Below are 26787 nucleotides of genomic sequence, written 5' to 3'. Positions count from 1 at the left end.
AATCGACGGTGCGTGCACAGGAGTTGAGGCCTACGTCATTCGACGGTGCTGTGCTCACCGTCGCGCGTCGCGGTCTCAGCGGGCGCCTCTCGTAGCCAGTTCGCGTGGTGACGCCGCGCCCAGGCCCGGCTGACGTATCCGGTACGCATGCCGAGGAGGGCCTCCGGGTCCTGGCGGGCCTTGCGCATGTGTGCGAGGACGGCGAGGGTGATCGCCCAGGCCATGAGGTCGTGGACGAAGATGGCGCTGGTGCGTGAGATGAAGGGCAACAGCCCCATGAACCACATCAGCAGGCCCGTGAACATCATCACCAGGACGGCGCCGGCGATCCACCCCGCGTACAGCTTCTGCCCCGCGTTGAACTTGCCGGCCGGGCGGGCCGCGGGCGAGGTGAGGCGCCTGCGGGCGGCGCGCAGCCACTGCCGGTCGTACGCCGCGAAGCGGTTGAGCCTGCGCAGGTCGGCGCGGAATGCACGGGAGAGGAGACCCACCAGGAACGGCAGCGGCAGGCTGATGCCGGACCATTCGTGGAGGGTGACCATCAGGTGGCGTCGGCCGACGAGTTGGGCCAGCGGTGCGACGTACAGGCAGGCCGCGGTGAGCAGGCACACCAGCATCAGGGAGCCGGTCGTGCGGTGGATCCAGCGTTCGGCGGTGCTGAACCGGCGGATCCTGTCGTGCGGTTCAGGCCGCGTCGCTGTGCCGGTCGGCGCCGTCGAGCCAGCCGTCGACCGCATATCCGCGTTCCTCCCAGTAGCCGGGGACGACCGTGTCGGTGACCGAGATCCCGGACAGCCACTTGGCCGATTTGTAGAAGTACATGGGGGCCACGTAGAGGCGGACGGGGCCGCCGTGCTCGTGGGTGAGGGGCTTGTCCTGCATGGTCAGCGCGATCAGGACGTCGGAGCGGCGGGCCTGTTCCAGGGTGAGGCTCTCGCTGTAGGCGCCGTCGAAGCAGGTGAAGCGGATCGCCGCGCCGCCGGAGCGCACCCCGGCGTCGTCGAGGAGGTCCGCGAGTCTCACCCCACCGAACGGTGTCTTCTCCACGCGCCAGCCGTCGGTGCACACGACGTCGTGGACGACTCTGGTCTGCGGCAGCGCGCGCAGCTGGTCCAGGGTGTAACTCGCCGGCCGGTCGACGAGTCCGGTGACCCGCAGCCGGTAGTTGGTCTCATCCTTGTGCGGTACCGAGCCGACGATGCTGTAGTAGCGGAATCCGCCGGGGTTGGGCAGCAGTCCGGTCGCTCCGGTGGGGTCCAGTTGGGAGGCCGCACCGAGGAATCCCTCCCAGCCGCGCTGAAGATGGGGTGCGGCGGCGAGACCCGCGGCCCCGGCGGCCAGTACGCCCAGCATCGCGCGCCGCCCGACGGGAGTGCCCTCGGCGCCCTCCCGTTTCGGCTTTCCTGTCATGAAGAGTGCTCCTTGAAGGCGTTTCGGCGGTCACACGTGACGCGTGCTGCCGCTGCGTCGTGGACGCACATGTTGGTCGAGGAAGTGTCGGTCTTCGCCGCGTGCACCGGCACATGAGCGCTTATCGTGAGGAGCACACATGCCTGGCGAGGCGTCCGGCGTCGACACTTGTCTGCGTGGGGCCCCTGACGTGGGTAGCATGCGCAGCGTCATCCATATCGAGGGAGTGAACGGTTGTGACCAGCCAGTCGGCCGACGCGCTCCGATCGCGGTACGTCGAGCAAGCCGCATCGGACCTGGCGGAGAACCGCCGCCTGCAGCAGGAGCTGAAGGAGAGGATCTCGATGCTGAAGCAGGAGGAGTCCCTCCTGAGCGACATCATCAGCCTCGCCGAGCGGTACGAGGGCTTCGCCGACGCGTCCCGCCTTCCCGAGCAGTCGCAGGACGAGCCCGCCGCCGCGAAACCGAAGCGGGGCGCGGCCGGGGCCACTTCGCGGCGTTCGGCACCGGCGAAGTCCGCGTCGGCGCCCGCTCCCACGAAGACCCGCGCGCAGGGGAAGCCGCGTCAGGCCCTGCTGGGGGACCTGCTGATGAAGCTCCTCGGCAAGTACGACGAGCCGCGCCTGGCGAAGGAGCTGCGGGACGAGCTCCTGAAGAAGTACCCGGATCGCAACCCCACACCTCAGGTGGTGCGGAACACCTTGGAGTCACTGGTCGCCAAGGGGCGTATCCAGCGGCACAAGCAGCAGCGTTCCGTCATGTACACCCTCGTGAAGTAGGGCGGACGATCCCGCCGGCTCCGCCGGGGGCGGGTCTCAGCGGCCGGGGGCCCGCTCGGAGACCTCCTGGAGGAACCACTCGTTGCCGTCGGGGTCCGCGAAGGCCGCGAAGGTGCCGTAGCTGGCCCGCTCGGGGTGCGGTCCGGGGATCCGGTGGGCGTCACCGGCGTGGTGGAAGGCGCCGGTCGCGTCGCGGAACGGGCCGGAGACCGCAACTCCGCGGGAGGCCAGTTCCTCCTGGGCCTTGAGGATGTCCGTGACGGTCAGCTGCAGCCCGTGGAGCGTGCCCGCCTCTTGCTGGGTGAGGCCCTCGCCGAAGATGATCGAGCACTCCGATCCGGGCGGGGTGACCTGCACGATCCGGTAGCCGTCGTTGATGGGGAAGTCGGCGTCCAGGCGCCAGCCGAGGCGGTCCGCGTAGAACTCCTTGGCGCGGTCCACGTCGGAGACGGGCAGGATGACGACTTCGAGCTTCATGTCCATGGTCGTGGTCTCGCTTTCGATGGTCCCGTGAGGGGACAAGTCTTGGGTGTGCATGCCGACTTCCCCGGTTCGGGCAGTCGCCGAAGAGCGGTCACAGGAAGTCGGCAGCCGTCGGGCCGTATCCGAACAGCACCGCGCCCTGCGTCCAGTTCCACAGCTGAACGTCCGTCGGCCGGGCGTGGTCCGTGGGCCTCGCCGCGCTCCGCGGCTGCGGCTGGACCGGGGCGTCTTCCGCAGCGGGGCGGCGGCGCCGGGCGATCCGTATGTGTGCGTACGCGTGAGAGGCCATGTTCTGCGCTCGCTCCCCGTCCAGGTCAACAAGTCTTCGGTCGCCTCATCGAGGGGCGCTTTTCGCATCACCGTTTGAAGCGGTGTCGCCATCATGTCGCCGTCTCGCGTCACCTGTCAAGACGGTTACGCGCTTCAGTGGTGGCCGCAGCGGGGCCCTGAGAACCGCCGATGGCAGCAGACGGTCGGGCCGTCTGCCGCCATCGGCGGTTGTCCTGCGTTCGGGTTCCGTCACGCACGCCGGGGTCAGACGGTGACGGTCTTGTACTCGGTGTACGTACCGAGGCCCACCGCGCCGTACTCGCGGCCGATGCCGCTGGCCTTGAAGCCGCCGAACGGGCCGTCGAAGGCGACGGGGGCGCCGTTGACCGTGACGGTGCCGGTGCGGATGCGGCGGGCGACCGCCAGCGCGTGCTCCTCGTCGGCGGACCAGACTCCGCCGGACAGGCCGTACTCGGAGTCGTTGGCGATACGGACGGCGTCGTCCTCGTCGTCGTAGGCGATGACGACCAGGACCGGGCCGAAGATCTCCTCCTGTGCGATGCGCATGGAGTTGTCGACGTCGGCGAAGACGGTGGGCGTGACGTAGTTGCCCTTCTCCAGGCCCTCGGGGACGTGCGGGCCGCCGACGACCAGGCGGGCGCCCTCCTCGATGCCGAGCTGGATGTAGTCGCGCACCCGCTGCTGCTGGTCGGGGCGGATCATCGGGCCGATGAAGGTGTCGGGGTCGGCCGGGTCGCCGACCTTGAGCGAGCCGACCAGGTCCTTCAGGGCCGCGACGACCTCTTCGTACGTCTCGCGCGGGGCCAGGATGCGGGTCTGGGCGATGCAGGACTCGCCGTTGTTGAGCAGGGAGGCGAACTTCAGGCCCGCGACGGCCTTCTCGATGTCGGCGTCGGGGAGGATGACGGCGGCCGACTTGCCGCCGAGCTCCAGGCTGACGCGCTTGAGCTGCTCGCCCGCGAGGGAGGCGATGCGGCGGCCGGCCCGTGTCGAGCCGGTGAAGGCGATCTTGTCGACGTCCGGGTGCGACACCAGGTACTCACTGGTCTCGCGGTCGGCCGAGAGGACGCTGACGACGCCCTCGGGCAGGCCCGACCGCTCCAGCAGTTCGGCGAGGAAGCCCATGCTCAGCGAGTTCTCCGGAGACACCTTGAGGACCACGGAGTTGCCCGCCAGCAGAGCGGGGATGATCTTCGAAGTGGCCGAGGAGAACGGCGAGTTCCACGGGATCACCGCGGCCACGACGCCGACCGCTTCACGCCGCACCACACTGCGCACCGGGGACGACGGGTCCGAGGGCGCGAGGGTCTCCTCCCAGCCGAACTCCTCGGCCGCCTTCAGGTAGGCGTTCGCCTGCCGGGTCAGGCCGGGCTGTCCGGCGCGGGTGAACCAGCCGGCCGAGCCGTTCTCCAGGGAGATCAGGTCGGCGGCCCGCTCCGCGTTCTCCTCGCGCAGCGCGTTGAAGCGGCGCAGCAGCGCGATCCGCTCCGCCGGCGGGGTCAGCCGCCACTCGCCCGCGTCGAACGACGCGCGGGCCGCGGCCACCGCCCGGTCGATGTCCGCGGGGCGCGCCTGGGCCGCACGGCCGATCAGCGACTGGTCGTGCGGCGAGGCGATGTCGAGCAGTTCGGGTTCGCTCGGCTCGGTCCAGGAGCCGCCGATGAAAAGCCGGTCGTAGGTGATCATGCGTTTTCTCTCTTCCCGTGCCCATCGATTTCTAACTGTCACTGCAATGTAGCAGTTCTGATGACTAGTTGCACACACTAGTGGCCGCACACGCCTGATGGCATCCACTCGCCGCGAGATACGTATTCCCTCAGTCGGATGACTGAGGTGTGCCGTTTCGCGACCGGGAAGAGTACGTGCCGGCTCACCGTCACCGCACGAAAGGGTTTGACATGATCAACAGGCGCACCTTCAGCAAGGCCGTCGGACTGGGCACCGGCGCGGCCGCGGTCGCACTGACCGGTCTGCAAGGCACCTCGTCCGCCGCGTCCGCCGCGGCCGGGCACGACGGGGGCGGCCTGGCCGCCCCCGTCGTGCCGACCGTCACCCCCGGCACCCACACCGGATTCGAGACGCTCAAGCACGTCAAGGCGGGTGTCCTGGACGTCGGTTACGCCGAGACCGGTCCCGCCCACGGCCCGGTCGTCCTGCTGCTGCACGGCTGGCCGTACGACATCCACAGCTACGTCGACGTCGCCCCGCTCCTGGCCGAACAGGGCTACCGGGTGCTCGTTCCCTACCTGCGCGGCCACGGAAGCACCCGCTTCCTGTCCGGCCGCACCCCGCGCACCGCCGAACAGTCGGCCGTCGCGCTCGACATCATCGCGTTCATGGACGCCCTGAAGATCCCGAAGGCGACGCTCGCGGGCTTCGACTGGGGCTCGCGCACGGCGGACATCATCGCCGCGCTGTGGCCCGAGCGGGTCACGTCCCTGGTGTCCACCAGCGGTTACCTGATCACCAACGTCAAGGCGCAGCTGGAGCCCGCCGCCCCGGCCGTCGAGCACAACTGGTGGTACCAGTGGTACTTCGCCAGTGAGCGCGGCAAGAAGGCGATGGAGAACGAGGACGAGCGCATCGCGCTGTGCCGCTACGTATGGACGCTGGTCTCCCCGAACTGGAACTTCTCGGACGCCGTCTACCAACGCACCGCCGAGGCCTTCAAGAACCCCGACTACGCCGCCGTCGTGCTCTTCAACTACCGCTGGCGCATCGGCCTCGTCGAGACCGAACCGCGCTACGCCCGCTACGAGAAGCAGCTCGCGGCCCAGCCCTCGATCCACGTGCCGACGGTGACCCTGGACGCCGCCCTCGACCCCTTCACCGCGCCGGGCGACGGGTCCGCCTACCGGGATCACTTCACCGGCCCCTACCTGCACCGCACGATCGCGGACATCGGGCACAACCTGCCGCAGGAGGCGCCCACCGTGTTCGCCCAGGCCGTCGTCGACGCCGACCACCTGTGATGCACGAGACCGACACCACCATCTGCGAGGGAGCTGACATGAAGAGCATCAAGGGTGGCCGCAAGCGGCCGACCACCACCGTGATCGCGGCGGCGACGGCGGGACTCGCGCTCGGCGCGTTCGCCCTCGGCGGCACCGCCAGCGGCGCACCCCACACCGCCGACTCCGGCCGGCACACCAGGCCGACCGTCGTCCTGGAGCACGGCGCCTTCGCGGACGCCTCCAGCTGGAACGGTGTCATCGCCGACCTGCGCGCGGACGGCTACCCGGTCGTCGCCGCCGCCAACCCGCTGCGCGGTCCGTCCTCCGACGCGGCCGCCCTGAAGACCGTGCTCGACCACGTCAAGGGCCCGAAGATCCTCGTCGGCCACTCCTACGGCGGCAACGTCATCAGCCAGGCCGCCACCGGTGACCCCGACGTGAAGGCCCTGGTCTACGTCGCCGCCTTCCTGCCCGCCCCCGGCGAGAGCGCTCTGGAGCTCACCAACAAGTACCCGGGCTCCACGCTCCCCGACGCCCTCGACCCGGTCACGTACCAGCAGGCCGACGGCTCCACCGCCACCGACCTGTACATCCAACAAGCAGCTTTCAGGCACCAGTTCGCCGCCGACGTGCCCGCGAAGCAGGCCGCCCTGATGGCCGCGGGCCAGCGGCCGATCGCGCAGGCGGCTCTGGAGGAGAAGGCCACCACGGCGGCCTGGAAGACCAAGCCCAGCTGGGCCGTCGTCACCAAGGACGACCTGAACATCCCCGTCGCCGTCCAGCGGTTCATGACCGAACGCGCCCACGCGCACACCACGGAGGTCGCCGCTTCCCACTCGGTCGCCGTCTCCCACCCCCGTCTGGTGGCCGACGTGATCGAGCGGGCCGCGCGCGCCACCGTCCGCTGACCCCGGAGGGCGGCGGGGCATGAGGTCCCGCCGCCCTCGGTCGGCACCGCCCCCATCACCCGGCACACCTCAAGGGTGTGCGGACCACGGGAGAACGAACGCCATGAACGCACACTCCGACACCCGCACGCTCGGCGCGTTCCTCAAGGCCCGCCGCGCCGAACTCGACCCGCGCGCGTGCGGCCTGCCCGTCACGGACTCCGCGCGCCGGGTCGCCGGGCTGCGCCGCGAGGAGGTCGCCTCGCTCGCCGCGATCAGCGTGGATTACTACACCCGGCTCGAACAGGGCCGCGTCCGCGCCTCCGCGGCCGTCCTCGACACCCTGTCCCGCGCCCTGCGCCTCGACGAGGACCAGCAGAGCTATCTGTACGAGGTGGCCGGGCGCACGGACGACCGGCCGCGCCCCGCACGCCGCCCCGCCCAGCAGGTTCGGCCCGCCATGCGGCGGCTGCTGGCCCAGCTCACCGAGACACCCGCGCTTGTCCTCGGCCGGCGCCTGGACGTCCTGGCGTGGAACCGTTCCGCCGTCGCGCTGTACACCGACTTCGCCGCGATCCCGGCGGAGCGCCGCAACTACCTGCGGCTGATGTTCACCGACCCGGTGATCCGCGGTCTGCACCGGGAGTGGGAACACGACGCCCGCGACGCGGTCGCCGCGCTGCGCATGGAGGCCGGGGCCGACCCCGACGACCCCGAACTCGCGCGGCTGGTCGGCGATCTGACGCTCCAGGACGCCGACTTCAGCACCTGGTGGGCCGAACACCGCGTCACCAGCGCGACGTACGGCACCAAGCAGTACCGCCACCCCCTGGTCGGCGACCTCACCCTGGACTGCGACACCTGGTCCGGGTCCGACGCCTCCGGTCAGCGTCTGATGGTGCTGACCGCCGAGACCGGCAGTCCTTCGCACGACGCTCTGCGCATCCTCACGGCCTGGACCGCGGACCGGGCGGGTGCGGCGGAGCAGGTGACGTAGCGGACGGGTCGGTTTCCACGCAGGCCGCGAGGCCCGGAGCGTCAGGCGGCCGGTACCGCTTTCCTGGCGTCGTCGGCCGTACCGCTCACCTCGTCGGTCTTGCGGACCGGCTTGAGGAAGAGGGCGAGGACGAGCCCGGCGGCGAGGGTGGGGGCGATCCAGAGGTACCCCGTGGCCGTGGCGTGCGCGAAGGCGTCCAGTGCCGTGTCGCGCAGAGCGGCCGGCAGGTGGCCGATGGTGTCGGGGCGGGCTGCGTCGAAGCCCGTGGCGGTCGGCAACTGACGGGTGCGGTCGGCGAAACCGGCGTTGAGCAGGGCGCCGAAGACGGCGACTCCGAAGGCCGCGCCGATGGAGCGCGCGAAGGTGACGACGGCGCTCGCGGCGCCCAGATCGGCGGCGGGCACGCTGTTCTGCACGGTGGTCAGTACGACCATGGGGACCATGCCGATGCCGACACCGGTGATCAGGAAGTAGACGCTCAGCACCAGGGTGTTGGTCGCGGCGCCGATGGTGCCCAGCAGGAGCAGCCCGGCGAGGTTGGCGGCGAGGCCCGCGAGCAGGATCGTCCGCAGCCGCTCGACGTGTGCGGCCCAGCGACCGGCCAGTGACTGGCTGAGGACCAGCCCGGCGACCAGCGGCAGCATGAACACGCCGGACAGGGTGGCCGACACTCCGTGGACGACCTGGAGGTAGGTCGGCAGGTAGACCAGGACGGCGAACATCGCGGCGTTGGCGAAGAAGCCGATCAGCGAGGAGAGGACGACCGTCCGGGAGCCGAGCATGGCCGGCGGCAGGACCGGGGCGGCGGCGCGCCGCTCGACCGGGACCAGCAGGGCGCCGAGGCCGACCGTGGCGACGATCAGGCCGACGATGGCCGGCGAGCCCCAGCCCCAGCGCTCCCCGAAGGATGTGATCAGGACCAGTCCGGTGGCGAGCGCGGCCAGGACGGTCGCGCCGAGGACGTCGATACGGGCCGTGGCACCGCGGGCGGCGGCGGGCAGCGCACGGGCGGCGATGGCCAGGGCGACGACGCCGACGGGCAGGTTGATCAGGAAGGCCCACCGCCAGGACAGCTGGTCGGTGAAGACGCCGCCCAGCAGGGGGCCGACGATGCTGGCGACTCCGTAGACCGAGCCGAACATGCCCTGGTAGCGGCCGCGTTCGCTGGGCGCGACGATGTCGCCGACGAGGGCGAAGGTCAGCACGATCATGCCGCCGCCGCCCACGCCCTGGAGGACGCGGGCGCCGATCAGCTCGGGCAGGTTCTGCGCCAGGCCGCAGGCCACCGAGGCGGCCAGGAAGATCGAGGTGGCCGTCAGGTAGAGCGGCTTGCGGCCGAACATGTCGCCGAGCTTGCCCCACAGCGGGGTGACCGCCGTGGAGGCGAGGAGGTAGGCGGCGCTGACCCAGGCGATGTCGTCGAACCCGTTCAGGTCCTGCGCTATCCGGGGCAGCGCGGTGGAGACGATCGTCTGGTCCAGGGCGGCCAGGAGGACCGCGAGGATCAGCGCGCTCATGGCCGCGGCCGCACCACCTGCCCCGGACGCTGTGGATGCTACGGGTGCCGCTGTCTGCTGTGCCTTCGACATCAGGACGTGCCTTTCAGGAAGTGGTGCACGTGGGCGGAGTGGTGCGGGGCGGTGGCCTGCCGACCGCACCCCGCGACGAGACCCGTTGAGCTGACACTAAATAGCTCAACTGTCACTTTAATGTAGCACTTACGGTCGATGGAGCTACCCGTGAGAGGCGCTAAGGGTGCTAGGCTTCACATTCCGCCGCTAGACTCGGTGCGGTGAGAGCCGACGCAGCACGTAACCTTGAAGCCGTTCTGACGACCGGGGCGCGCATGCTCGCCGCCGATCCCGGCGCCAGCATCGCGAGCATCGCCACCGAGGCGGGAGTGGACCGGCGCACCGTCTACCGGCGCTTCGCCTCCCGCGAGGAGCTCCTCGCCGCCATCCACACATCACGCCTGGACGCCATCGAGCAGGCCATCACCGACGCCCGGCTGCGCGAGGCCCCCGTCGCCGTCGCCCTGCACCGCTACGTCGAGAACATCATCACCGTCAACCGCACCTGGCCCGTCGACCTCACGCGCATGCTCGCCGACGACGCCGTCCGCCGACGCCGCGACGCCTGCGTCGCCGAGGTCGACACCTTCCTCACCCGCGCCACCGACGAGGGCCTGCTGCGCCCCGGTCTGCCGGAAGGGTGGGCCGGAGCCCTGCTCCCGCAGCTGATGCATCTCGTGGCCCGGGAACGGCCCGAGCTGAGTGCCGCGCAGGCTGCGGACATCGTCGTCGACACCCTGCTGCACGGCCTCGGCACGTCCTGACGGGCCGAGCCCCGACGCACACCTGTCCGTTCGACATGACGAAATTTCCGTGGAGACCTATTCTGCTGCTTGCAGCGGGGCGGGCTGGACACCGGTCAGTACGGTGACGGGAAGGATGTGGGGGGAACGTGGAGTCGATCGTGGGGGCACTGGTCGGCAGGGAGAGCGAGCAGGCGGTGCTGTCGGCGTTCCTGGCAGACAGCGGTGGCCGGTCCCTCGTGCTGCGCGGCGACACGGGGGTGGGCAAGAGCGCGCTGCTGGAACACGTGGCGGAGGCCGCTGCTGCCCACACGTATGAAGTCGTCCGGGCAGCCGGGGTCGAGGCGGAATCGGAGCTGCCGTTCGCCGGTCTGCACCAGTTCCTGTATCCGCTGTTGTCCTTCATCGACCGGCTGGACGACGTGCACCGCAAGGTCTTCGACGTCGTCTTCGGCCGGAGCGAGGGGGCTCCGCCGTCGGTGATGACGCTCGGCATCGCCGTGCTCGATCTCCTCTCCCTCGCGGCGTCCCAGAAGCCCCTGCTGCTCGTGCTCGACGACGGCCAGTGGCTGGACACCGCCAGTACCGAGGTGTGCGGGTTCGTGGGGCGTCGGCTGACCGGCAGTTCGGTCAAACTCGTCGTCGTCCTGCGCTCCGAACTGTCCTCGGGCTTCGACACCGCCGCGCTGCCGGAGCTGCCGGTGACAACGCTGTCGGAGAAGGCGTCCGAGGAACTGCTCGACCTGCGGCACCCGGGGCTGGCCCCGCGCATCCGCCGGCTGGTGCTCGACGAGGCCCAGGGCAACCCGCTGGCGCTGCTCGAACTGCCGCCGTACGTACGGCGGGCGGGCCGCACCCCCGAGGAACTGCTCGGCTACACCGGCCTCCCGCTGCCCGTGCGGTTGCAGCACGTGTACGGCGACCGGATCGAGGCCCTCGACGACGGTGTACGTGCGGAACTGCTGCGCGGCGCTCTGGACGGCGCGGGCGCCACCGCCGGCAGCCCGCGCGGCATGCGCTACCGCATGACCGGGGCCGAACAGGCCGCGGACTGCGGCCTGTTGGACATCGACCCGCTCACCGGCGACTTCGTCTTCCGCCACCCCTTGGTGCGCTCGACCGTCGTGCAGAAGGCGACGCCCAACGAACGCCGGGCGGCCCACGCCCTGCTCGCGCAGGTGCACCGCGACGACCTGGAACGCCGCGCCACCCACCTGGCGGCCTCGACGGTCGACCCGGACGAGGAGGTCGCGGCCGTGCTGGAGGCGGCCGCCGACTCCGCGACGGTGCGGGGCGGTGCGCTGGCCGCCGTGGCCTGGCTGACCCGGGCCGCGGAGCTGAGCGAGAGCCACGGGGAGCGGTCCAGGCGGCTGGGCAGCGCGGCGTACATCGCCGGGCACTCGGGGCAGTTGGACCAGGCCCGGCAGCTGATCCGCTCCGGCACGGGAGTCGGCCACGGCGAATCACCGAGCTCGGTGCTGACGTCGGGCTACGTCGCGCTCTTCGAGGACGGCGACGTGCGGTCCTCGCACCGGCAGGTCCTCGCGGCGATCGAGGGTCTGCGCGACGCGGGGGTACGGGAGCCGGACGAGAACCTCACCCGCCTCGTCGACCTGCTGCTGGCCATCAGCCAGTACGCGAGCGACGCGGCCGCCTGGGAGCGCACGCACGAACTGCTCGACTCGATGGGCGACGTGGTGTCCGCGCAGTCCCGCATCTACCAGGACGCGTGGGGCGATGTGGTGCGGCGCGGTGCCGGGGTGCGCGAGCGCGTGGAGCGCGCCTTCGTCGGCCTCACCGACCGGGAGCCGTGGGACGTCACCCGGCTGGGAGTCGCCGCGTACCACGTGGACGCCCTCGGCCCGTACCGGCCGCATTTGCAGCGGATCGTGGACCGCGAGACGGAGACGGGGGCGCTGGCCACCGCCATGACCATGCTGCATCTGATCATGCTCGACCAGATGGCGGTCGGCGAGTGGGCCGAGGCCGAGCGCACCGGGGAGCGCTGTCTGGAGCTGACGACGGCGCACCAGCACGAGCTGTTCACCCATCACACGCAGGCCTACCTGGGGCAGTTGGCCGCGCTGCGGGGCGACGGCGACCGCGCCCGCGCGTTGCAGGCCATGGTCGACACGTGGGCCCGACCGCGCGGCATCGGTTTCCTCACCCAGATCACGGACGCCATCGGCACGACCACCGCGCTCACCGAAGGTGACTACGAGGCCGCCTACCTGCACGCCATCGGCATCACACCTTCCGGTTCCTTCCACCCCTACGCCCATCAGGCGGCCCGCACCCTCCTCGACCTCGTCGAAGCGGCTCTGCACACCGGCCGCGCCGAGCAGGCCCGCACGCACGCCCTCGCCGCCCAGCGGGCGGGCCTGCCCGACATCTCCCACCGTCTCGCCCTCACCACGTACGGCGCGCTCGCGATGACCGCCACGGACCCCGCCGAAGCCGAGGACCTCTACCGCCGCGCCGAGACCCACCCGCACGGCGCCCACCATCCCTTCGAGCTCGCGCGGATCCGCCTCGCCCACGGCATCCGTCTGCGCCACACCCAGGGGCGCAAGGCCGCACGTCCTCCGCTCACCCTCGCCGCGGAGACCTTCGAACGGCTCGGCACGCCCGCGTGGACCGAGCGCGCCCGCGCGGAACTCCGCGCCACCGGTGCCTCCGCGCTCGCCCCCGACGCCCATCTCGGGGCGCTCACCTGGCAGGAGCGCCGGATCGCGGACCTGGCGGCGAGCGGGCTCACCAACAAGGAGATCGGCCAGCGCATGCACCTGTCGCCGCGCACCGTCAGCTCCCACCTGTACCGGGTCTTCCCCAAGCTCGGCATCACGTCCCGCGCGGCGCTCCGCGACGCCCTGGCCAAGGTCCCGGACGACCGGAACGTGTGACCGCCGCGCTCAACCCTCCCCCGCCTACGCCCTGATGCCCTGGTCGTCGAGCCAGCCGAGCACATGGTCGGCGACGGCGCGCCATCCGTGGTCCACGACGAGGCAGTGGGCGCGGTCCGCGAACTGCTTGAGGTCCGTCACGGCCGTGGAGTCGCCGTAGGCCTTGTACGCGGCGCGGGTCGCGGAGTCCGGGACGACCAAGTCCTCCTGACCGGAGATCAGCAGCAGCGGGCCCCGGCCGGTGTTGCCGGTGTCCGCCCCGGCGTACGGACTGCGGGCCGCGCCCGTCCGGTCCAGGTCGGCGAGGAGGCGGCGCGGGGCGGGCACGACGTAGCGTTCGAGGAGTCGCTGGGCCTCCCCCGCGTCGAGGGTGTTCGCGAAGACCTCCCGGAACCGCCCCGGGGACAGCGTCACCAGGGGGTCGGTACCGTCCCGGTCCGGGTGCCACAGGGCGGGCGGGGCGCCGGACACCTGGACGCCGGTGATCGGGGCGGGCGCGATGGCCACCGCGGCCCGGCCCGCGTCGACGCCGATGAGGTGCTGGGCGATGAGCCCGCCGACCGCGTGGCCGACGATGACCGGCGGCGTGTCGAAGGAGCGCACGAGGCGCGCGTAGTGGTCCGTCAGGGCGTCCAGGCCGAGGTCACCGAAGCGTTCGGGGGCCTGACGTGTCTCCCGTACGGTCGGTGCCTCTCCCGGCCAGCCGGGTGTGAGGGCGAGGAACCCCCGGACGGCGAAGCGCTCGGCCCACGCCTCCCAGGAGAGCGCGTGCAGCCACTCACCGTGGATGAAGACGACGGGGGTGCGGTTCTCGGTTGGCACGGTGGGCTCCTCCGGGCATGACGACCAGCATTCGGCTCCGGCGCGCGGGCGACCGTGTCAGGATCGTGCAGGCGCGGGCCGGGGGCGACAGTCGAATGACTGAATGTCGGCGGTCCGGGGGCCGGACGGGAGGTGCCGTGTCGAAGTCGGCGCGGATGGACGGTCAAGTTACCTATGTACGACGGTTCCTCGACGGTGAGAGTGGGTCGGGTCGGCTTCCGCCCCAGAGAAGGGTCTCCTCGTCATGTGCGGCAACCATCCCGGTGTACGGACTCGAGGGACGGCGCCGCGCGACAGCCCCGGTCTGGTCCTTGACGTCGAGCGGATCCTGGACGTCTCGGCGCGGCAGGCCGTCAGGGCGGAGTTCCGGTTCGAGCCGGCGTCCCCGCTGGTCGTGCGCGTGGAGTTCCTCGTGGAGGGCGGCCCCCGCGTGGTGTGGCGGATCGGCCGCGATCTGCTCCGGGAGGGGCTGTACGCGGTGAGCGGTCCCGGTGACGTCCGGGTCCGGCCGGCGTACTCGGCGGCAGGCGGGGCCGTCGTCCGGCTGCAACTGGCCTCCGGCGACGTGGCCGCGCTGTTCGACCTGCCCGCGGAGCCGCTGGCGCGGTGGCTGGAGCACACGTACGGACTCGTGCCCGCCGGGCAGGAACTCGCGGGTGTGGACTGGGACGTGGCGACGGCCGATCTGCTCCGGGATCCCGCGGCGCCGACGGATTGAGGTCACGCGCGGCGGTGGTGGTTCGGCGTCGGGTTCTCAGGCGCCCGCGGTGCTCTTGCGGGCGCGGTACGCCGCGGCCTTGACCCGGTTTCCGCAGGTGCGCATGGCACACCACTCGCGGCGGTGGCCGCGCGAGCGGTCGAGGTAGACCTGGGTGCACTCGGGGCGGGCGCACTCGCGCAGCAGTGCCGCCTCGTCGCCGCCGAGGATCTCGACCGTCGCGCGGGCGAGGGTCGCCAGACCCTGGGAGACGGAACCGGTGTGCCGCACTCCGTCGGGGCCGAGCTGCACCTTCACGGGCAGCCCGGCGGCGCACCGGTTCACCTCGGCGACGTCGGCGGCGGGCAGGGCCTCGCCCGCGAGGCGCGCCGCCACCAGCTGGTAGATCGCTTCGCGCAGGTCGATCGCGGTCTCCAGATCGACCTCGTCCGCGTGGGGCGGCCCGTCGAGCATCTCCGACTCGACGAACCAGTCGTCGAGCAGTTCGGGCGTCGCGAGCTTCTCGGTCGGCTCCTCGTTGCGCCGCGCGCGCAGAGTGCCGACGAAGTCGAGTGGGAGCGTCCCGCAGGGAAAGGCATGGTTCACGTCACCATGTTGACAGGTGACTGGTGAATGTGCAATGCCTCGTCCGGGCGCCCCGCCCCACCCCCGGCGCCCGTGCCGAGCGGGTCACACCTGCGTGCCGAGGTGCGTGGTGAAGAACGCGGCGAGCTTGTCGACGGCCGGGTCGACGGCTTCCTTCTTGTCGTAGAGGTCGACGTGGCTGGCGCCGTCGATCCAGTGGAGTTGCTTCGGGCCGGTGGCCCGCTGGTGGACGTCCACGGCCATCCAGGAGGTGACGGCGCGGGTGCCGACGATCTGGAGCAGAGGGCGCGGGCCGATCAGCGGGACGGCGTGGAAGGCGTCGAAGAAGGCGAGCTTGTCGAGGCTCTCCCAGGCGAGGAACTTCGCCGAGCGTTCGTGCTCGCCGCGCGGGGTGCAGTAGTACTCGTAGCCCTCCACCCCGTGCTCGCCGCCGAGTTCGCCCGCCTGTCGCGCGGTCTCGGGGAACATGGTCAGCACTCCGGCGTCCGCGCCGCGCGCCGCGGCGGTGCGGGCCCGAGCGGCGGCGTCCAGCAGCCCCTGGAAGACAGCCGGGTCCTGTGTGCCGTCGGCGCCGAGCCGGAACTGGCGGGCGACATCGACACCGCTGACGGTGGCGACGGCCCGGACACGGTGGTCGCCGCCGGTGGCGGACAGCGCATAGCCGCCCGACGCGCAGATGCCCAGCAGGCCGATGCGGTCGGCGTCGACGTCGTCGCGGGTGGTCAGGTAGGAGACGGCGGCCTTGAAGTCCTCCACGCGCTGCGCGGGGTCCTCCAGGCCGCGGGGCAGTCCCCCGGACTCGCCCTGGTGGGCGGCGTCGAAGGCGAGGGCGACGAATCCGCGCTCCGCCATCCGCCGCGCGTAGGTGCCGGACGTCTGCTCCTTGACGCCGGTGCCGGGGTGGCCGACGACGAGGGCCGGGCGGGGGCCGCCTGCCGGGGTGTCGGGGGTGTACAGGTGCGCGGCGATCCGGATGCCGGCGCTGTCGAAGCTGACGCTGGTCTGGGACATGGAGGTCTCCTCGGAGGGTCCGTGGGGTGTGGAGCGTTCTGGGGAACGGCTCCACGATCGCCCCGGATCCGACGAGCGAAAAGAGACAGGTTTCTGCCGGGGAAGGAACCTTCCCCCTCACACGTGTCCCGGCCGAGAACGCAGAAGGAGGGGCCGGCCCTCGACGGGCCGGCCCCTCACCTCGCGTCGCTCCGGGCGCCTACAGCGACGGCAGCGTCTCCGCCGGGGACACGCCCGGCAGCGCCGGCAGCTTGGGCAGCCCCTCCAGGTCCGGGGCCGGCAGGTCACCGCCGAGGACGATCGCGACGACCACGTTGACCGTGCCCGTGAGCGTCGCCTGGAGCGCGGCGGCGGTGGCCTTCGCGTCACCCGCGGAGGAGGCCTTGATCAGGGCGTCCACCTTGGTCTGGAGGTCCGCCGCCGCCTTCGCGACGAGCTCGGGGCCGGGGGCCTGCACGTCGCTGCCGGACGTACCGGCGGCCTTGTCGGTCGTGGCCTTCGCGTCCGCCGTGAGGCCGTCGAGGGCCTCCTTGACGTCGGCCGCGTGCTCGGTGGCGTCCTCCTGGGGCAGCTTCCCGTCCGGCGCCTTGAGGACATCGGCGACAAGGTCGGTCACCGGCTCCAGGACGTCACCCGCTCCCGCGAGCGCGTCGTTCTGCTTCGTGAGCGCGTCCGCGCCCGGGACCGGGGCGGCGGCGGATGCGCTGTGGGCCGGCGAGTCCGTCACCGAGGAGAAGGCCGGGCCCGCCGTGCCGAGTGCGAGGGCTCCGCACAGGGTGGTGGAGGCGAGGAGGCCGGCTTTCCGGGAAATACGCATGATCTACCTTTTCGCGGTTGTCGAGTGGTGCTCTCCGCAACCCTGCGAGCAGCACACACCACGCGCAACCGGAGCAATACGCACAGTGACAACCGGCCCCGGTCCGGCCTCGATCAGGCGTGGCTCTCGGCGGCTTCCTCCTGGGCCCGCAGCATCTGCGCCATGGCCTCCAGGCTCTGCGCCGCGGCGGCGCCACCGCCGCACGTCAGCGAAGCGATGAGGCCGCCGAGCAGGCCGGACCGGTCGGCGACGATCCGGACCTGGCCGACCTCGACGACGAGGCCCAGGAGGTCGAGGCGCAGTCCCTGCGGAATGTCGAGGACGACACAGTCCGGTGCAGGTGTTGTCATGTCAGGTGCCCCCTCTGGAAGGTTCGTTGGAAAGAGCTGGCTCTTCCCGGTACCCCTGACATGCGGGCCGTACCTGTCGGCCGCGCGGCACCTGCGCCGGATCACGGCCCCCTGCGCCCGCCCTCTGGGACCCTTCACCGCGTCGCGGCGGAATGCGCCGGTCAGCGCGGTGAGGGCCGAACGGGTGACCGGCCGGGGTGGGCCCGCGACCGCAGGCCCGCGTCCCGCGCCTGCGGGAGGCGGGCTACGCGGAGCGGCAGACGGCGCCCCTGTTCACAGACCGAGGTCCAGGGCCAGGCACGAGTACTGGTTCCAGGCCCCTTCCGGGTTGAACGCGTGGTGGGTCCGGGTGTCGGGGGCGGACTCCACCTCCGTGGTCATGTCCTCGAAACGGATCCGCTCGGGGAGCGTGCCGTAGTGCGCGTGCCGGGCCTGAGCCGCGGCGTCCGGCGTGGCTTCGTCGTACATGGTCCGCCTCCACATCCACTTCAGGGCTTGGTCGAGCCTGGTGCGGCTGGACGACTCCCAGCCTGACCCCTGGGGAGTAACCTGTCAAGACGGTGACGCGGTCACATGTGGGCGTGCACGGGACCTCATGAGACGATGCCGGGCGTGCCGGGCGCCCGCCCTCAGCAGCTCCGTTCAGCAGGAAGGCAAGCAGTGACGACCGCCGCATATCAGGGTGAACCCGGGTCCAACTCGGCGGCCGCCACCCAGCGCCTCTACCCCGGCAGCGCGGAGGTGCCCTGCACCAGCTTCGAGCAGGCGCTGGACGCGGTGACCCTCGGCACCGCCGACCTGGCGGTCATCCCGGTCGACAACTCGGCGGCCGGACGCGTCGCCGACGTGCACCACCTGCTGCCGGAATCCGGGCTGTTCGTGATCGGCGAGTACTTCCACGCCATCCACTTCGACCTGATGGGCGTTCCCGGCGCGACACTCGACGACGTCGAGTGCGTCCGCAGCCATGTGCACGCACTCGGGCAGTGCCGCAAGCTGCTGCGCGAGGGCGGCTGGCGTACGCGCGTCAGCGACGACACGGCGGGCGCGGCCCGCGAGGTGGCCGAGCTGGGCGACGTACGGCACGCGGCGCTCGCACCGCCCGCCGCGGCCGGGCACTACGGTCTCGAGGTGCTGCGGGCGGGCGTGGAGGACGACCCGGACAACACCACGCGGTTCGTCGTCCTGTCCCGGGACGCGGTGATCGGTCCCGTCACGGACGAGCCGACGATGACGAGCCTGTTCTTCGCCGTGCGGAACATCCCCAGCGCCCTGTACAAGGCGCTCGGCGGCTTCGCCAGCAACGCCGTGAACCTCACCAAGATCGAGAGCTATCAGCTGGGCGCCGGTGTGCACCCCAGCTGCTTCTACGTCGAGATCGAGGGGCACCCCGACCAGCCCCATGTCGACCTGGCCCTCCAGGAGTTGCGCTTCTTCTCCTCCGAGGTGCGCCTGCTCGGCGTCTACCCCGCGCACCCCCACCGCCTGGGGCAGCGCAACGGCTGACCCGGCTCCCTGACCGGAACCTTTCCCCCGTCAACGGCTCGTGCGGGCGGGCCGTTCCGCCTCCAGTGCCAGCCGGGACACCACGGCGGCCGCCACGGTCGCGGCCGCGTCCTCGCCCAGCCGCGCCTGCCGTACCCGTTCCCGCACCCGCTCGCCCACGACGTCGAGTTGTTCCGCGCACAGGGGCGGAACGTACGCCGGTGGGCGGGGCGGGCGGCGGAACGGGGCGAGCAGCCGCACGAACGGGGCCGGCCGCCTCGCGCGCCGAGGGGACGCAGGGCCCGCGCTGCCGACCGCCTCGGTCACCGCCGTCCACACCACCGGCGTGAGCGGTCCCGTCACATCGACGTCTCCCGGTCGCCGCGGCCCGCCGTCACCGCCGTCGGCCCGCCGCGCGAAAAGGCGCGTCACCTGCGTCTCGTCCAGGGCCGCCAGCCGGTCGAGCGGCAGCACCTCGTCCGGCGCCACGTCGACGATGACGTCCCGCACCACGTCCCGAACCCTGGCGCTCACGACAACCCTCCCCTGCGCGTCACCGGTCCACGGTGCACCGCGCCGTCCGGCCGCGTCAGCGTCAGATCACGCCGTTTCACCGCGCGCCGGGGCACGTCGACCACGCCTGTCCGGCCTGAGCCAAACGGCAGGCTCTAGGGCCCTTCTGACGGATCTTGCTGGAGTCGCGGGCCCTGGCACGCACATCTGCTGCGTTGTCGTCGGTTGCCAACGCTCCGCGTTGTCGCCCTCCTCCGCCTTGCAGCTGCACGCACCAGACCCCGCTCGCGGAGCCGAACGATGCGGCCTCCCGGGCCCAGCCTGATCCGTCAGAAGGGCCCTAGCGCAGAGCGGAACCCGAGCCCGCGTCGGCGCCGCTGTCCCCGAATCCGTCCCGCGCCCAGCGCGACACCACGTCGACGGCGGCGGCCGCGTCCTCGTGGACGCCGAGCGGCAGCCGGTCCGACCCCGCGGAGAGCAGCACCGCCCGCACGGTCGCGTCCGCCGCGACCGCGAGCGCGCCGCCGCGCGCCGTCATGTCCACGCCCGCCCCGACGAACGTCCGCGCCCCGTCGGCCGCGCAGTCCTCGACGTCGTGGAAGTCGACCACGAGGCCGGACTCGCCGGTGGCGTCCAAGCGGCCCATCAGTCCGGCCAGCTCCGTCGCGGCCTCGGCGTCGAACCGGCCCACGACCTGGACGACCAGGACGCCCCCGTCCTCCCAGCGCACCGGGAACCGCACCCGAGACTGCCCCATGTCCGTCCCTTCAGCCAACGGCGCGCATTTCACGTCCAGCGCCCCGGGCGCGCGCCTACCCCCTCCGCACCACTCCACTCCTGCCGATCGTCCCTCGCGGTGATCCACCAGCGCCGCCGGACGCGCTGACCAGCGCGCTACCTTTCGGGGCAGAACTTTCACGCCGTCAAGAAGTCGCTGGTGTCGGCGTGCGTGGCACTGCTGTTCACGAATCTGCCGGGGCAGTTCGTCGGGCCGCTCGGCGGGGTCGCGGGCGGCACGGACGTCTCGCTCCCGGTCGGCCTCGCGCTCGCCGCGGTGATGTACCTCGCTGGCGCTGACAGGATGGCCGGGAGTTGATTTCCGTACGGAGAGTGGGAGAGGTCGTTGGTGGAGGAACGGGAGCTGGAGCATCTGCGCCGGTGCGTAGAGCTGGCGGAGGAGGCGCTGGACGCGGGGGACGAGCCGTTCGGCTCCGTGCTGGTGGACGCGGCGGGGAAGGTGCGCGCGGAGGACCGCAATCGCGTCGCCGGTGGGGACCGGACACGGCATCCCGAGTTCGAGCTCGCGCGGTGGGCGGCAGAGCGGCTGACGCCCGAGGAGCGGGCGGGAGCCACGGTCTACACGTCCGGTGAGCACTGTCCGATGTGTGCGGCGGCGCACGCGTGGGTGGGGCTCGGGCGGATCGTCTACGTGGCGTCGTCGGCGCAGTTGGTCGGGTGGCTGGCCGAGTGGGGGCGGCCGGGGGCGCCGGTGGCGGCGCTGCCCGTGGCGGAGGTGGCGCCCTCCGTGCGGGTGGAGGGGCCGGTGGACGCGCTCGTCCCCGCGGTGCGGGAGCTGCACCGGCGCCTGGCGCAGGGTTCCTGACACACCTTCCCAGGGGCTCCGCCCCCCGGACCCCCGCTCCTCAATCGCCGGAGGGGCTCCATTTGGAGCCCCTCCGGCGATTGAGGAGACCCGAGGTCAGAAGTAGCGGGCCACGTCCTGCGGGGTGACCTCGGGGAGGGTCCGTGGGGACCAGTGGGGGGTGCGGTCCTTGTCGATGATCTGGGCGCGGATGCCCTCGGGCAGGTCGTGGGTGTGCAGCGCCGCACAGATCACGCGGTACTCCTGCTCCAGCGCCTGCTCCAACGTGTCGAGCCGCGCCGCCCGCCGCAACGTCTCCAGCGTGGCCTTCACCGCCATGGGCGACCGCGACAGAATCGTCTCCGCGGCCTCCTTCGCCGCGGTCTCCCCCGTCGCGAAGAGCCGCTCGACGATCTCCTCGGCCGTGTCGGCGGCGTAGCACGTGTCGATCCAGGAGCGCTGCTCGGCGAGCACGCCGGGCGGGGCCTGTGCCGTGTGCCGCGCGGCGGCCTCCTCCGGCGCCGACTCGGCCAGCTCGTCGAGGAGTTGGGGCAGCGCGTCCGACGGGACAAAGTGGTCGGCGAGGCCGCACAGGACGGCGTCGGCGGCGCCGACGGCCACGCCCGTGAGTGCGAGATGGGTGCCGAGGTGACCGGGCGCGCGGGTGAACAGGTAGGTGCCGCCGACGTCGGGGACCAGACCGATGCCGACCTCGGGCATCGCGACCTTCGAGCGCTCGGTGACGACACGGATGCCGCCGTGCGCGGAGAGGCCGACACCGCCGCCCATGACGATGCCGTCCATGACGGCGACGTACGGCTTCGGGTAGTGCGCGATCCGGGAGTTGAGCCGGTACTCGTCGCGCAGGAACGCCTGCGAGGCATGGTGGTCACCGCTGCGCGCGTCGTCGTGGAAGAGCCGGATGTCGGCGCCCGCGCACAGGCCCCGCTCCCCCGCGCCGCGCAGGACGACGGTGTGGACGTCGGGGTCGTCCTCCCAGGTGTCGAGCGCCTGCGCGACGGACCGCAGCATCGCGTGGGTGAGGGAGTTCAGGGCCCGGGGCCGGTTCAGGGTGAGGTACGCGGCGCGTCCCTCACGGGACAGCAGGACGGGGGCTGCGTCGGAGCTCAACGGGGATCCCTTCCGGTGAAGATCACGGCTGGACCATCTCTATCACTTGCGCCGTGATCCGCCCTCCAGGTGTCTCACCTGCAAAGAAGGGGTTCACGCAATTCAAATTGCGAGGTACGGTTCTGCAATCGCACTTGCAGATTGCTCGTTCTCCCAGGAAGCAACGCCCGTGCCCACACCTCGCGACACCCCCCAGTCCCAGGACCCGTCCCCCGACCGGCACTGGCTGGGCGACGCCCTGCCCGACGTGCCCCTGTCCAAGGCGCAGACCCGCGTCGCCGACGTCATCGTGCGCAACCCGCAGCTCGCCTCGTACGCCGAGATCGCGCAGATCGCGGAGCGCGCCGACGTGAACAGCTCCACGGTCGTCCGGACCGCGCAGTCCCTGGGCTATCAGGGCTGGCCCGACCTGCAACGGGAGCTGCGGGCACGCTACCTCGTGCACATCTCCACCGAGGACACCCTCGTCGAGCACGGGGAGCACCGCAGCCCGCTGCACGACGCGCTCACCCGCGATCTCGACAACTTGCGCCAGACCCTGGAGAGCAACTCCGCGACCGAGGCCGAGGCCACGATCGCGGCGCTCGCCGAGGCCCGCTCGATCCTCGTGATCGGTCTCGGGTCGTTCGCCGGTCCCGCCGCGGTGATGGCCCACCTCGGTTCCACGATGGGCTACCCGATCACGCTGGAGAACCGGGCGGGCGTGCACCTGGCCTCGGCCGTGAACAGCGTCGGCCCCGGCGATGTCCTCGTCGTCGTCAACATGTGGCGCTCGACGAAGCACATCATCGCCGCCGCGGAGGCCGCCCACGAGGCCGGAGCCACCGTCGTCGCGATCACCGACATGCGGCGCGGCCGGCTCGCCACCTCGATCGCCGACCACCTGCTGATCGTGCCGTCCGAAGGCATCTCGTTCTTCCAGTCCGTCACCGCCACCACCTCGGTCGTCTACGGGCTGCTCGCCGGGATGCAGGAGGCGCGGCCGGAGCGCAGCCGTGCGGCGATCCGCCGCACCCAGCAGCTCTGGCGCGACCTCGACATCTATCTCGACTGAGACCTGGACCGAGCCCCCTCAAGGAGCACAGATGAGTAAGCAGATCGCCGTCGTCGGCCTCGGGTCGATGGGTGGCGCCATGGCCACGGCGCTGGTGACGGCCGGCTGGCGGGTCCGCGGGTTCGATCCCTCCGCCGAGGCGCGGGCCGCCGCCCTGGAGGCGGGGGTGGACGCCGTCGACTCGCTGGAGGAGGTGGCCGGGACGCCGTACGTGGTGCTGTCGCTGCCGTCGGCGAAGGTCGTGGAGGCGAGCCTGCCCGTGCTGCTGGGCAAGCCCGGCACGGTGGCCGTGGTCGACACCACGACGTCGGAGCCCGACACCTCCGCGGCGTGCGCCGCCCTCGCCGCGCGGCAGGGTGTGTCGTTCGTCGACGCGCCCGTGTCCGGTGGCCGCACCGGCGCCGTGGCCGGTCGCCTCACCGCGTTCGTCGGCGCCGAGGCGGACGCCCTGGACGCGGCGCGGCCCGTCCTCGACGCCCTCACCGGCGGCCAGTACCGGCACCTCGGCGGGCCGGGCTCGGGCAACGTGGTGAAGCTGCTCAACAACATGCTGGCCGCGGTCAACCTCGTCGCGGTCGGCGAGGCCCTCGCCGTCGCCAAGGCCTTCGGCGTCGACCCGGCCGCCTCCGCCGCGGGCATCAGCGGCGCGTCCGGCGCCAGCAGGGCCTCCGCCGCGATGTACCCGGACTGGGTGCTCAGCGGCACCTACGACTCGGGGTTCTCGCTCGGCCTGATGGCGCGCGACGCCGCCCTCGCGGTCGAGACCGCCGAGCAGCGCGGCGAGTCGCCCCGGCTGCTGGCCGCCGCGAGCGAGCGGTGGCAGGAGGCGCTGGCCGACCTGGGGCCGGCCGCCGACTTCTCCGAGATCGCCCGTACCGTCGCACCGTCCCTCACGGCTTAAGGACCGACGCACCATGAACAGCACGACCTTCTCGATCGCCTCGGCCACGTCCGGTGCCGCCACGGCCCGCGCGGCCCTCGACGCCCACTTCCCGCGGGGCCTCGGTTCGTTCGTCGACGGCCAGGTCCTCCCGGGCCGCGGCGAGGCCGTCCGCCTCACGTCCGCCGCCACGTCGGAGTGGGTGGTCGACTACGCCGACGCCGGCACGGAGGGCGCCGAGGCCGTCCTCGCGAGCGCGGTGCGCGGCGCCGAGGTGTGGGCCGCCACGGATCCCTTCGAGCGGGCGGCGATCCTGCGCGAGGTGTCCCGCACGGTCGCCCAGCACGTCGAGGAGCTGGCGGCGCTGGAGTCCGCCACCACGGGCAAGCCGATCCGTGACACGCGCGTCGAGGCGGCGAAGGTCGCCGAGATGTTCGGCTACTACGCGGGCTGGGCGGACAAGCTGCTCGGGCACACCATCCCGGTGCCGGGCAACTGGCACACGTACACCGAGCGGGTCCCGTGGGGTGTCGTCGTGGCGATCACGCCGTGGAACGCGCCGCTGTTCACCGGGGGCTGGAACTCGGCGGCGCCGCTCGCCGCGGGCAACGCGGTGATCGTCAAGCCCAGCGAGTTCACGCCCGCCTCCACGCTGCGCCTCGCGGAGCTGGCGCACCGGGCGGGGCTGCCGGACGGTGTGTTCAACGTCGCCACGGGGCTCGGCTCCACCGTCGGCGCGACGCTCACCACCGACAAGCGCGTGGGCAAGGTGTCGTTCATCGGCTCGGTCGGCACGGGGCGGCGGGTCGCCGTCGCGGCGGCGGGCGCGGGCATTCCGACCGTGCTCGAACTCGGCGGCAAGAGCGCCAACATCGTGTTCGCCGACGCGGACCTGGACCGGGCCGCGGACGGCGCGGTGTCCGCGATCTTCTCGGGCGCCGGGCAGTCGTGCGTGGCGGGTTCGCGGCTGCTGGTGGAGCGGTCGGTGCACGCCGAGTTCGTGGCGCGCGTCGCCGAGCGGGCGGCCCGGCTGCGGGTCGGCGACCCCCTCGACCCGGGCACCGAGGTCGGCCCCATCATCACAGAGGCGCAGTTCGCCACCGTCAACCGGCTCGTCGAAGCGGGCATCGAGGACGGAGCGCGGCGCGCCACGGGGACGAGCCTGCCGGACGGGGTCGCCAACTCGGCGCTCGCGGACGGGCGTTGGGTGCTGCCGACGGTGCTGGACGGGGTGAGCCCGGCCAACGTCCTGGAGACGACCGAGGTGTTCGGCCCGGTGGTCGGCGCCGACACCTTCTTCACCGAGGCCGAGGCCATCGCCCGCGCCAACGCCACCGACTTCGGCCTGGCGGGCGCGGTGTGGACGCAGGACGTGGCGCGCGCCCACCACGTGGCCCGCGCCGTGAAGGCCGGCACCTTCTGGATCAACTCGTACAAGACCATTCACGTCGCCGTGCCCTTCGGCGGGTTCGGCGACTCGGGGCACGGGCGCTCCTCGGGGCCCGGCGTGCTGGACGAGTACACGCAGACCAAGGCCGTGTGGACCCCTACGCGGGCCGCCGGTTCCCCGTTCCCGTCGCTGAGCTACTGAGGAGTCCCCGATGAGCCAGAGCACCGTCGCCGTGGAAGGCGACCGACTCAAGAAGGACACCTCCGAGGGTGTCTCCCGGTGGGAGGGGCAGGTGCTGGCGCTGGCGCGCGGCCTGCACGCCCGCCCCGAACTCTCCTTCGCGGAGACCGAGTCCGCTGCCGCGGTCACCGCGCTGCTCGCCAAGGGCGGGTTCACCGTCGAGCACGGCACGGGCGGTCTGCCCACCGCGTTCACGGCGAGCGTGGGCAGCGGCGACCTGACCGTGGCGCTGTGCGTCGAGTACGACGCGCTGCCCGACGTGGGCCACGCCTGCGGGCACAATCTGATCGCGGGCGCGTCGGTGGCGGCGGCGCTCGCCCTGGCGCCGCACGTCGACGAACTGGGCATCACGCTGAAGGCGATCGGCACGCCCGCCGAGGAGCACGGCGGCGGCAAGTCGCTGCTGCTGGAGGCGGGCGCGTTCGACGGCGTGGGTCTCGCGCTGATGGTGCACCCGGTGCAGGACGGTGTCTCGTACAACCCGGCGGGCACGACGGCGCAGGCGGTCGGCCGCTACCGGGCCGTGTTCTCCGGGCATGCCGCGCATGCGGCGGCCGCGCCGCACCAGGGCGTCAACGCCGCCGACGGCGCGACGCTCGCCCAGGTCGCCGTCGGGCTGCTGCGCCAGCAGATCCCCGGTGACCACCGGGTGGCGCTGTTCGTGTCCGAGGGCGGCGTGGCCACCAACATCATCCCGGAGCGGGCGGTCGTCGACTTCGAGTGCCGGGCGTTCACGCTGCCCGAGTACGAGGCGCTCCTCGCCCGGGTGCGGCGCTGCTTCGAGGGCGCCGCCCTCGCGAGCGGCACCGAGGTGGTCATCGAGGCGACCGAGCCGCTGTACGAGCCGCTCGTGCAGGACGACGCGCTGGCCGGGTACTGGACGGCGGCGATGGAGTCGTTCGGCCGGGACACCTCCTCCAGCGGCCGGCTCGGCGGCGGGTCGACGGACATGGGCAACGTCAGCCAGGTCATCCCGAGCCTGCATCCCTGGCTGAGCATCCCGGGGGCCGAGGTACCGATCCACTCCCACGGGTTCGCGGCCGTCGCCGACACCGACGCGGCGTACGAACTGATGCTGGAGGCGGCGCGTGCGCTCGCCTGGACCGTCGTCGACGCGGCGGGCGATCCGGAGCAGCGTGCCCGGTTCGTCGACGCCGCCTACCACCGTGACATCAGAAGGGCCGGGTGACG

Annotated in this window: 29 protein-coding genes; 14 read left to right on the top strand and 15 right to left on the bottom strand. The window is 72.1% G+C overall.

Going from position 1 to position 26787, the window contains the following annotated elements:
* Positions 1-35: 35 nt before the first annotated feature.
* Positions 36-737 carry a cytochrome b/b6 domain-containing protein gene (locus tag ACYBSK_RS18850; protein WP_457478300.1) on the bottom strand — a complete coding sequence of 234 codons (702 nt, stop codon included), beginning with the start codon at positions 735-737 and terminating at the stop codon, positions 36-38.
* Positions 685-1410 carry a molybdopterin-dependent oxidoreductase gene (locus tag ACYBSK_RS18845; RefSeq protein WP_460242537.1) on the bottom strand — a complete coding sequence of 242 codons (726 nt, stop codon included), beginning with the start codon at positions 1408-1410 and terminating at the stop codon, positions 685-687. The genes ACYBSK_RS18850 and ACYBSK_RS18845 overlap by 53 nt, the downstream gene beginning before the upstream one ends.
* Positions 1411-1646: 236 nt before the next feature.
* Between ACYBSK_RS18845 and ACYBSK_RS18840 the strand changes: the two genes are divergently transcribed.
* Positions 1647-2189 carry a hypothetical protein gene (locus tag ACYBSK_RS18840; RefSeq protein WP_460242536.1) on the top strand — a complete coding sequence of 181 codons (543 nt, stop codon included), beginning with the start codon at positions 1647-1649 and terminating at the stop codon, positions 2187-2189.
* Positions 2190-2225: 36 nt separating this feature from the next.
* Here ACYBSK_RS18840 and ACYBSK_RS18835 read toward each other — a convergent pair whose 3' ends face one another.
* From ACYBSK_RS18835 to ACYBSK_RS18825, 3 genes are all read right to left on the bottom strand, one after another.
* Positions 2226-2672: a VOC family protein gene (locus ACYBSK_RS18835; RefSeq protein ID WP_460247057.1), complete on the bottom strand. Its 447-nt coding sequence runs from the start codon at positions 2670-2672 to the stop codon at positions 2226-2228.
* 91 nt (positions 2673-2763) lie between these two features.
* Positions 2764-2961: a hypothetical protein gene (locus ACYBSK_RS18830; protein ID WP_457478297.1), complete on the bottom strand. Its 198-nt coding sequence runs from the start codon at positions 2959-2961 to the stop codon at positions 2764-2766.
* A gap of 245 nt (positions 2962-3206) precedes the next feature.
* Positions 3207-4649, bottom strand: coding sequence for an aldehyde dehydrogenase (locus ACYBSK_RS18825; protein ID WP_460242534.1), 1443 nt, complete (start codon positions 4647-4649; stop codon positions 3207-3209).
* Positions 4650-4861: 212 nt separating this feature from the next.
* Between ACYBSK_RS18825 and ACYBSK_RS18820 the strand changes: the two genes are divergently transcribed.
* From ACYBSK_RS18820 to ACYBSK_RS18810, 3 genes are all read left to right on the top strand, one after another.
* Positions 4862-5935 (top strand): alpha/beta fold hydrolase, encoded by a 1074-nt coding sequence (locus tag ACYBSK_RS18820; RefSeq protein WP_460242533.1) that lies wholly within the window; start codon positions 4862-4864, stop codon positions 5933-5935.
* 38 nt (positions 5936-5973) lie between these two features.
* Complete coding sequence (locus tag ACYBSK_RS18815) at positions 5974-6825, top strand: alpha/beta fold hydrolase (protein WP_457478294.1); 852 nt, start codon at positions 5974-5976, stop codon at positions 6823-6825.
* A gap of 103 nt (positions 6826-6928) precedes the next feature.
* On the top strand, positions 6929-7801 hold the full coding sequence (locus tag ACYBSK_RS18810) for a helix-turn-helix domain-containing protein (protein WP_460246933.1): 873 nt from the start codon (positions 6929-6931) through the stop codon (positions 7799-7801).
* Positions 7802-7842: 41 nt separating this feature from the next.
* Here ACYBSK_RS18810 and ACYBSK_RS18805 read toward each other — a convergent pair whose 3' ends face one another.
* On the bottom strand, positions 7843-9318 hold the full coding sequence (locus ACYBSK_RS18805) for an MDR family MFS transporter (protein ID WP_460246932.1): 1476 nt from the start codon (positions 9316-9318) through the stop codon (positions 7843-7845).
* A 329-nt stretch (positions 9319-9647) separates the two neighbouring features.
* On the opposite strand from ACYBSK_RS18805, the gene ACYBSK_RS18800 reads away from it, so the two are divergent.
* Both ACYBSK_RS18800 and ACYBSK_RS18795 read left to right on the top strand, forming a co-directional pair.
* Positions 9648-10136, top strand: coding sequence for a TetR/AcrR family transcriptional regulator (locus ACYBSK_RS18800; RefSeq protein ID WP_457481791.1), 489 nt, complete (start codon positions 9648-9650; stop codon positions 10134-10136).
* A 128-nt stretch (positions 10137-10264) separates the two neighbouring features.
* The gene (locus tag ACYBSK_RS18795; RefSeq protein WP_460246931.1) at positions 10265-13018 is read left to right on the top strand and encodes a helix-turn-helix transcriptional regulator; all 2754 of its coding nucleotides are present in this window, start codon (positions 10265-10267) and stop codon (positions 13016-13018) included.
* A 24-nt stretch (positions 13019-13042) separates the two neighbouring features.
* Here ACYBSK_RS18795 and ACYBSK_RS18790 read toward each other — a convergent pair whose 3' ends face one another.
* On the bottom strand, positions 13043-13840 hold the full coding sequence (locus tag ACYBSK_RS18790) for an alpha/beta hydrolase (RefSeq protein ID WP_460246930.1): 798 nt from the start codon (positions 13838-13840) through the stop codon (positions 13043-13045).
* 244 nt (positions 13841-14084) lie between these two features.
* Between ACYBSK_RS18790 and ACYBSK_RS18785 the strand changes: the two genes are divergently transcribed.
* Positions 14085-14558 carry an SsgA family sporulation/cell division regulator gene (locus tag ACYBSK_RS18785; RefSeq protein ID WP_457478289.1) on the top strand — a complete coding sequence of 158 codons (474 nt, stop codon included), beginning with the start codon at positions 14085-14087 and terminating at the stop codon, positions 14556-14558.
* 36 nt (positions 14559-14594) lie between these two features.
* Here the strand turns inward: ACYBSK_RS18785 and ACYBSK_RS18780 are convergent, their stop codons facing one another.
* The 5 genes from ACYBSK_RS18780 to ACYBSK_RS18760 form a co-directional block, all read right to left on the bottom strand.
* Entirely contained in the window at positions 14595-15143 is a 549-nt protein-coding gene (locus tag ACYBSK_RS18780) for a CGNR zinc finger domain-containing protein (protein ID WP_457478288.1), read from the bottom strand.
* A gap of 84 nt (positions 15144-15227) precedes the next feature.
* The gene (locus ACYBSK_RS18775) at positions 15228-16154 is read right to left on the bottom strand and encodes an alpha/beta hydrolase (protein ID WP_460246929.1); all 927 of its coding nucleotides are present in this window, start codon (positions 16152-16154) and stop codon (positions 15228-15230) included.
* Between the two features lie 199 nt (positions 16155-16353).
* On the bottom strand, positions 16354-16971 hold the full coding sequence (locus ACYBSK_RS18770; RefSeq protein WP_460246928.1) for a hypothetical protein: 618 nt from the start codon (positions 16969-16971) through the stop codon (positions 16354-16356).
* A 113-nt stretch (positions 16972-17084) separates the two neighbouring features.
* Positions 17085-17321 carry a hypothetical protein gene (locus ACYBSK_RS18765; RefSeq protein ID WP_457478285.1) on the bottom strand — a complete coding sequence of 79 codons (237 nt, stop codon included), beginning with the start codon at positions 17319-17321 and terminating at the stop codon, positions 17085-17087.
* Between the two features lie 273 nt (positions 17322-17594).
* Complete coding sequence (locus tag ACYBSK_RS18760) at positions 17595-17789, bottom strand: hypothetical protein (protein ID WP_457478284.1); 195 nt, start codon at positions 17787-17789, stop codon at positions 17595-17597.
* Between the two features lie 192 nt (positions 17790-17981).
* On the opposite strand from ACYBSK_RS18760, the gene ACYBSK_RS18755 reads away from it, so the two are divergent.
* The gene (locus tag ACYBSK_RS18755) at positions 17982-18827 is read left to right on the top strand and encodes a prephenate dehydratase (RefSeq protein ID WP_460246927.1); all 846 of its coding nucleotides are present in this window, start codon (positions 17982-17984) and stop codon (positions 18825-18827) included.
* A gap of 30 nt (positions 18828-18857) precedes the next feature.
* Here ACYBSK_RS18755 and ACYBSK_RS18750 read toward each other — a convergent pair whose 3' ends face one another.
* Positions 18858-19340 (bottom strand): hypothetical protein, encoded by a 483-nt coding sequence (locus ACYBSK_RS18750; protein WP_460246926.1) that lies wholly within the window; start codon positions 19338-19340, stop codon positions 18858-18860.
* A gap of 319 nt (positions 19341-19659) precedes the next feature.
* Positions 19660-20076: an STAS domain-containing protein gene (locus ACYBSK_RS18745; protein WP_460246925.1), complete on the bottom strand. Its 417-nt coding sequence runs from the start codon at positions 20074-20076 to the stop codon at positions 19660-19662.
* Positions 20077-20268: 192 nt separating this feature from the next.
* Here ACYBSK_RS18745 and ACYBSK_RS18740 point away from each other — a divergent pair, with 192 nt between their 5' ends.
* Positions 20269-20415: a hypothetical protein gene (locus ACYBSK_RS18740; protein WP_460246924.1), complete on the top strand. Its 147-nt coding sequence runs from the start codon at positions 20269-20271 to the stop codon at positions 20413-20415.
* A gap of 27 nt (positions 20416-20442) precedes the next feature.
* Positions 20443-20922, top strand: coding sequence for a nucleoside deaminase (locus tag ACYBSK_RS18735; protein ID WP_460246923.1), 480 nt, complete (start codon positions 20443-20445; stop codon positions 20920-20922).
* A 96-nt stretch (positions 20923-21018) separates the two neighbouring features.
* On the opposite strand, the gene ACYBSK_RS18730 is transcribed toward ACYBSK_RS18735, so the two are convergent.
* Positions 21019-22032: an enoyl-CoA hydratase/isomerase family protein gene (locus ACYBSK_RS18730; RefSeq protein ID WP_460246922.1), complete on the bottom strand. Its 1014-nt coding sequence runs from the start codon at positions 22030-22032 to the stop codon at positions 21019-21021.
* 169 nt (positions 22033-22201) lie between these two features.
* Between ACYBSK_RS18730 and ACYBSK_RS18725 the strand changes: the two genes are divergently transcribed.
* The 4 genes from ACYBSK_RS18725 to ACYBSK_RS18710 are packed head-to-tail and all read left to right on the top strand — an operon-like array spanning position 22202 to position 26785.
* Entirely contained in the window at positions 22202-23086 is an 885-nt protein-coding gene (locus ACYBSK_RS18725) for a MurR/RpiR family transcriptional regulator (protein ID WP_460246921.1), read from the top strand.
* Between the two features lie 31 nt (positions 23087-23117).
* Positions 23118-23987 carry an NAD(P)-dependent oxidoreductase gene (locus tag ACYBSK_RS18720; RefSeq protein ID WP_460246920.1) on the top strand — a complete coding sequence of 290 codons (870 nt, stop codon included), beginning with the start codon at positions 23118-23120 and terminating at the stop codon, positions 23985-23987.
* A 13-nt stretch (positions 23988-24000) separates the two neighbouring features.
* Positions 24001-25557: an aldehyde dehydrogenase family protein gene (locus tag ACYBSK_RS18715; protein ID WP_460246919.1), complete on the top strand. Its 1557-nt coding sequence runs from the start codon at positions 24001-24003 to the stop codon at positions 25555-25557.
* 10 nt (positions 25558-25567) lie between these two features.
* Complete coding sequence (locus ACYBSK_RS18710) at positions 25568-26785, top strand: M20 family metallopeptidase (protein WP_460246918.1); 1218 nt, start codon at positions 25568-25570, stop codon at positions 26783-26785.
* The last annotated feature ends 2 nt before the right edge of the window (positions 26786-26787 follow it).

The sequence above is a fragment of the Streptomyces sp. BYX5S genome, assembly GCF_054724165.1.
Note: the sequence above shows the minus strand (reverse complement) of the source record. Positions and strands in the feature narration are given on the sequence as shown.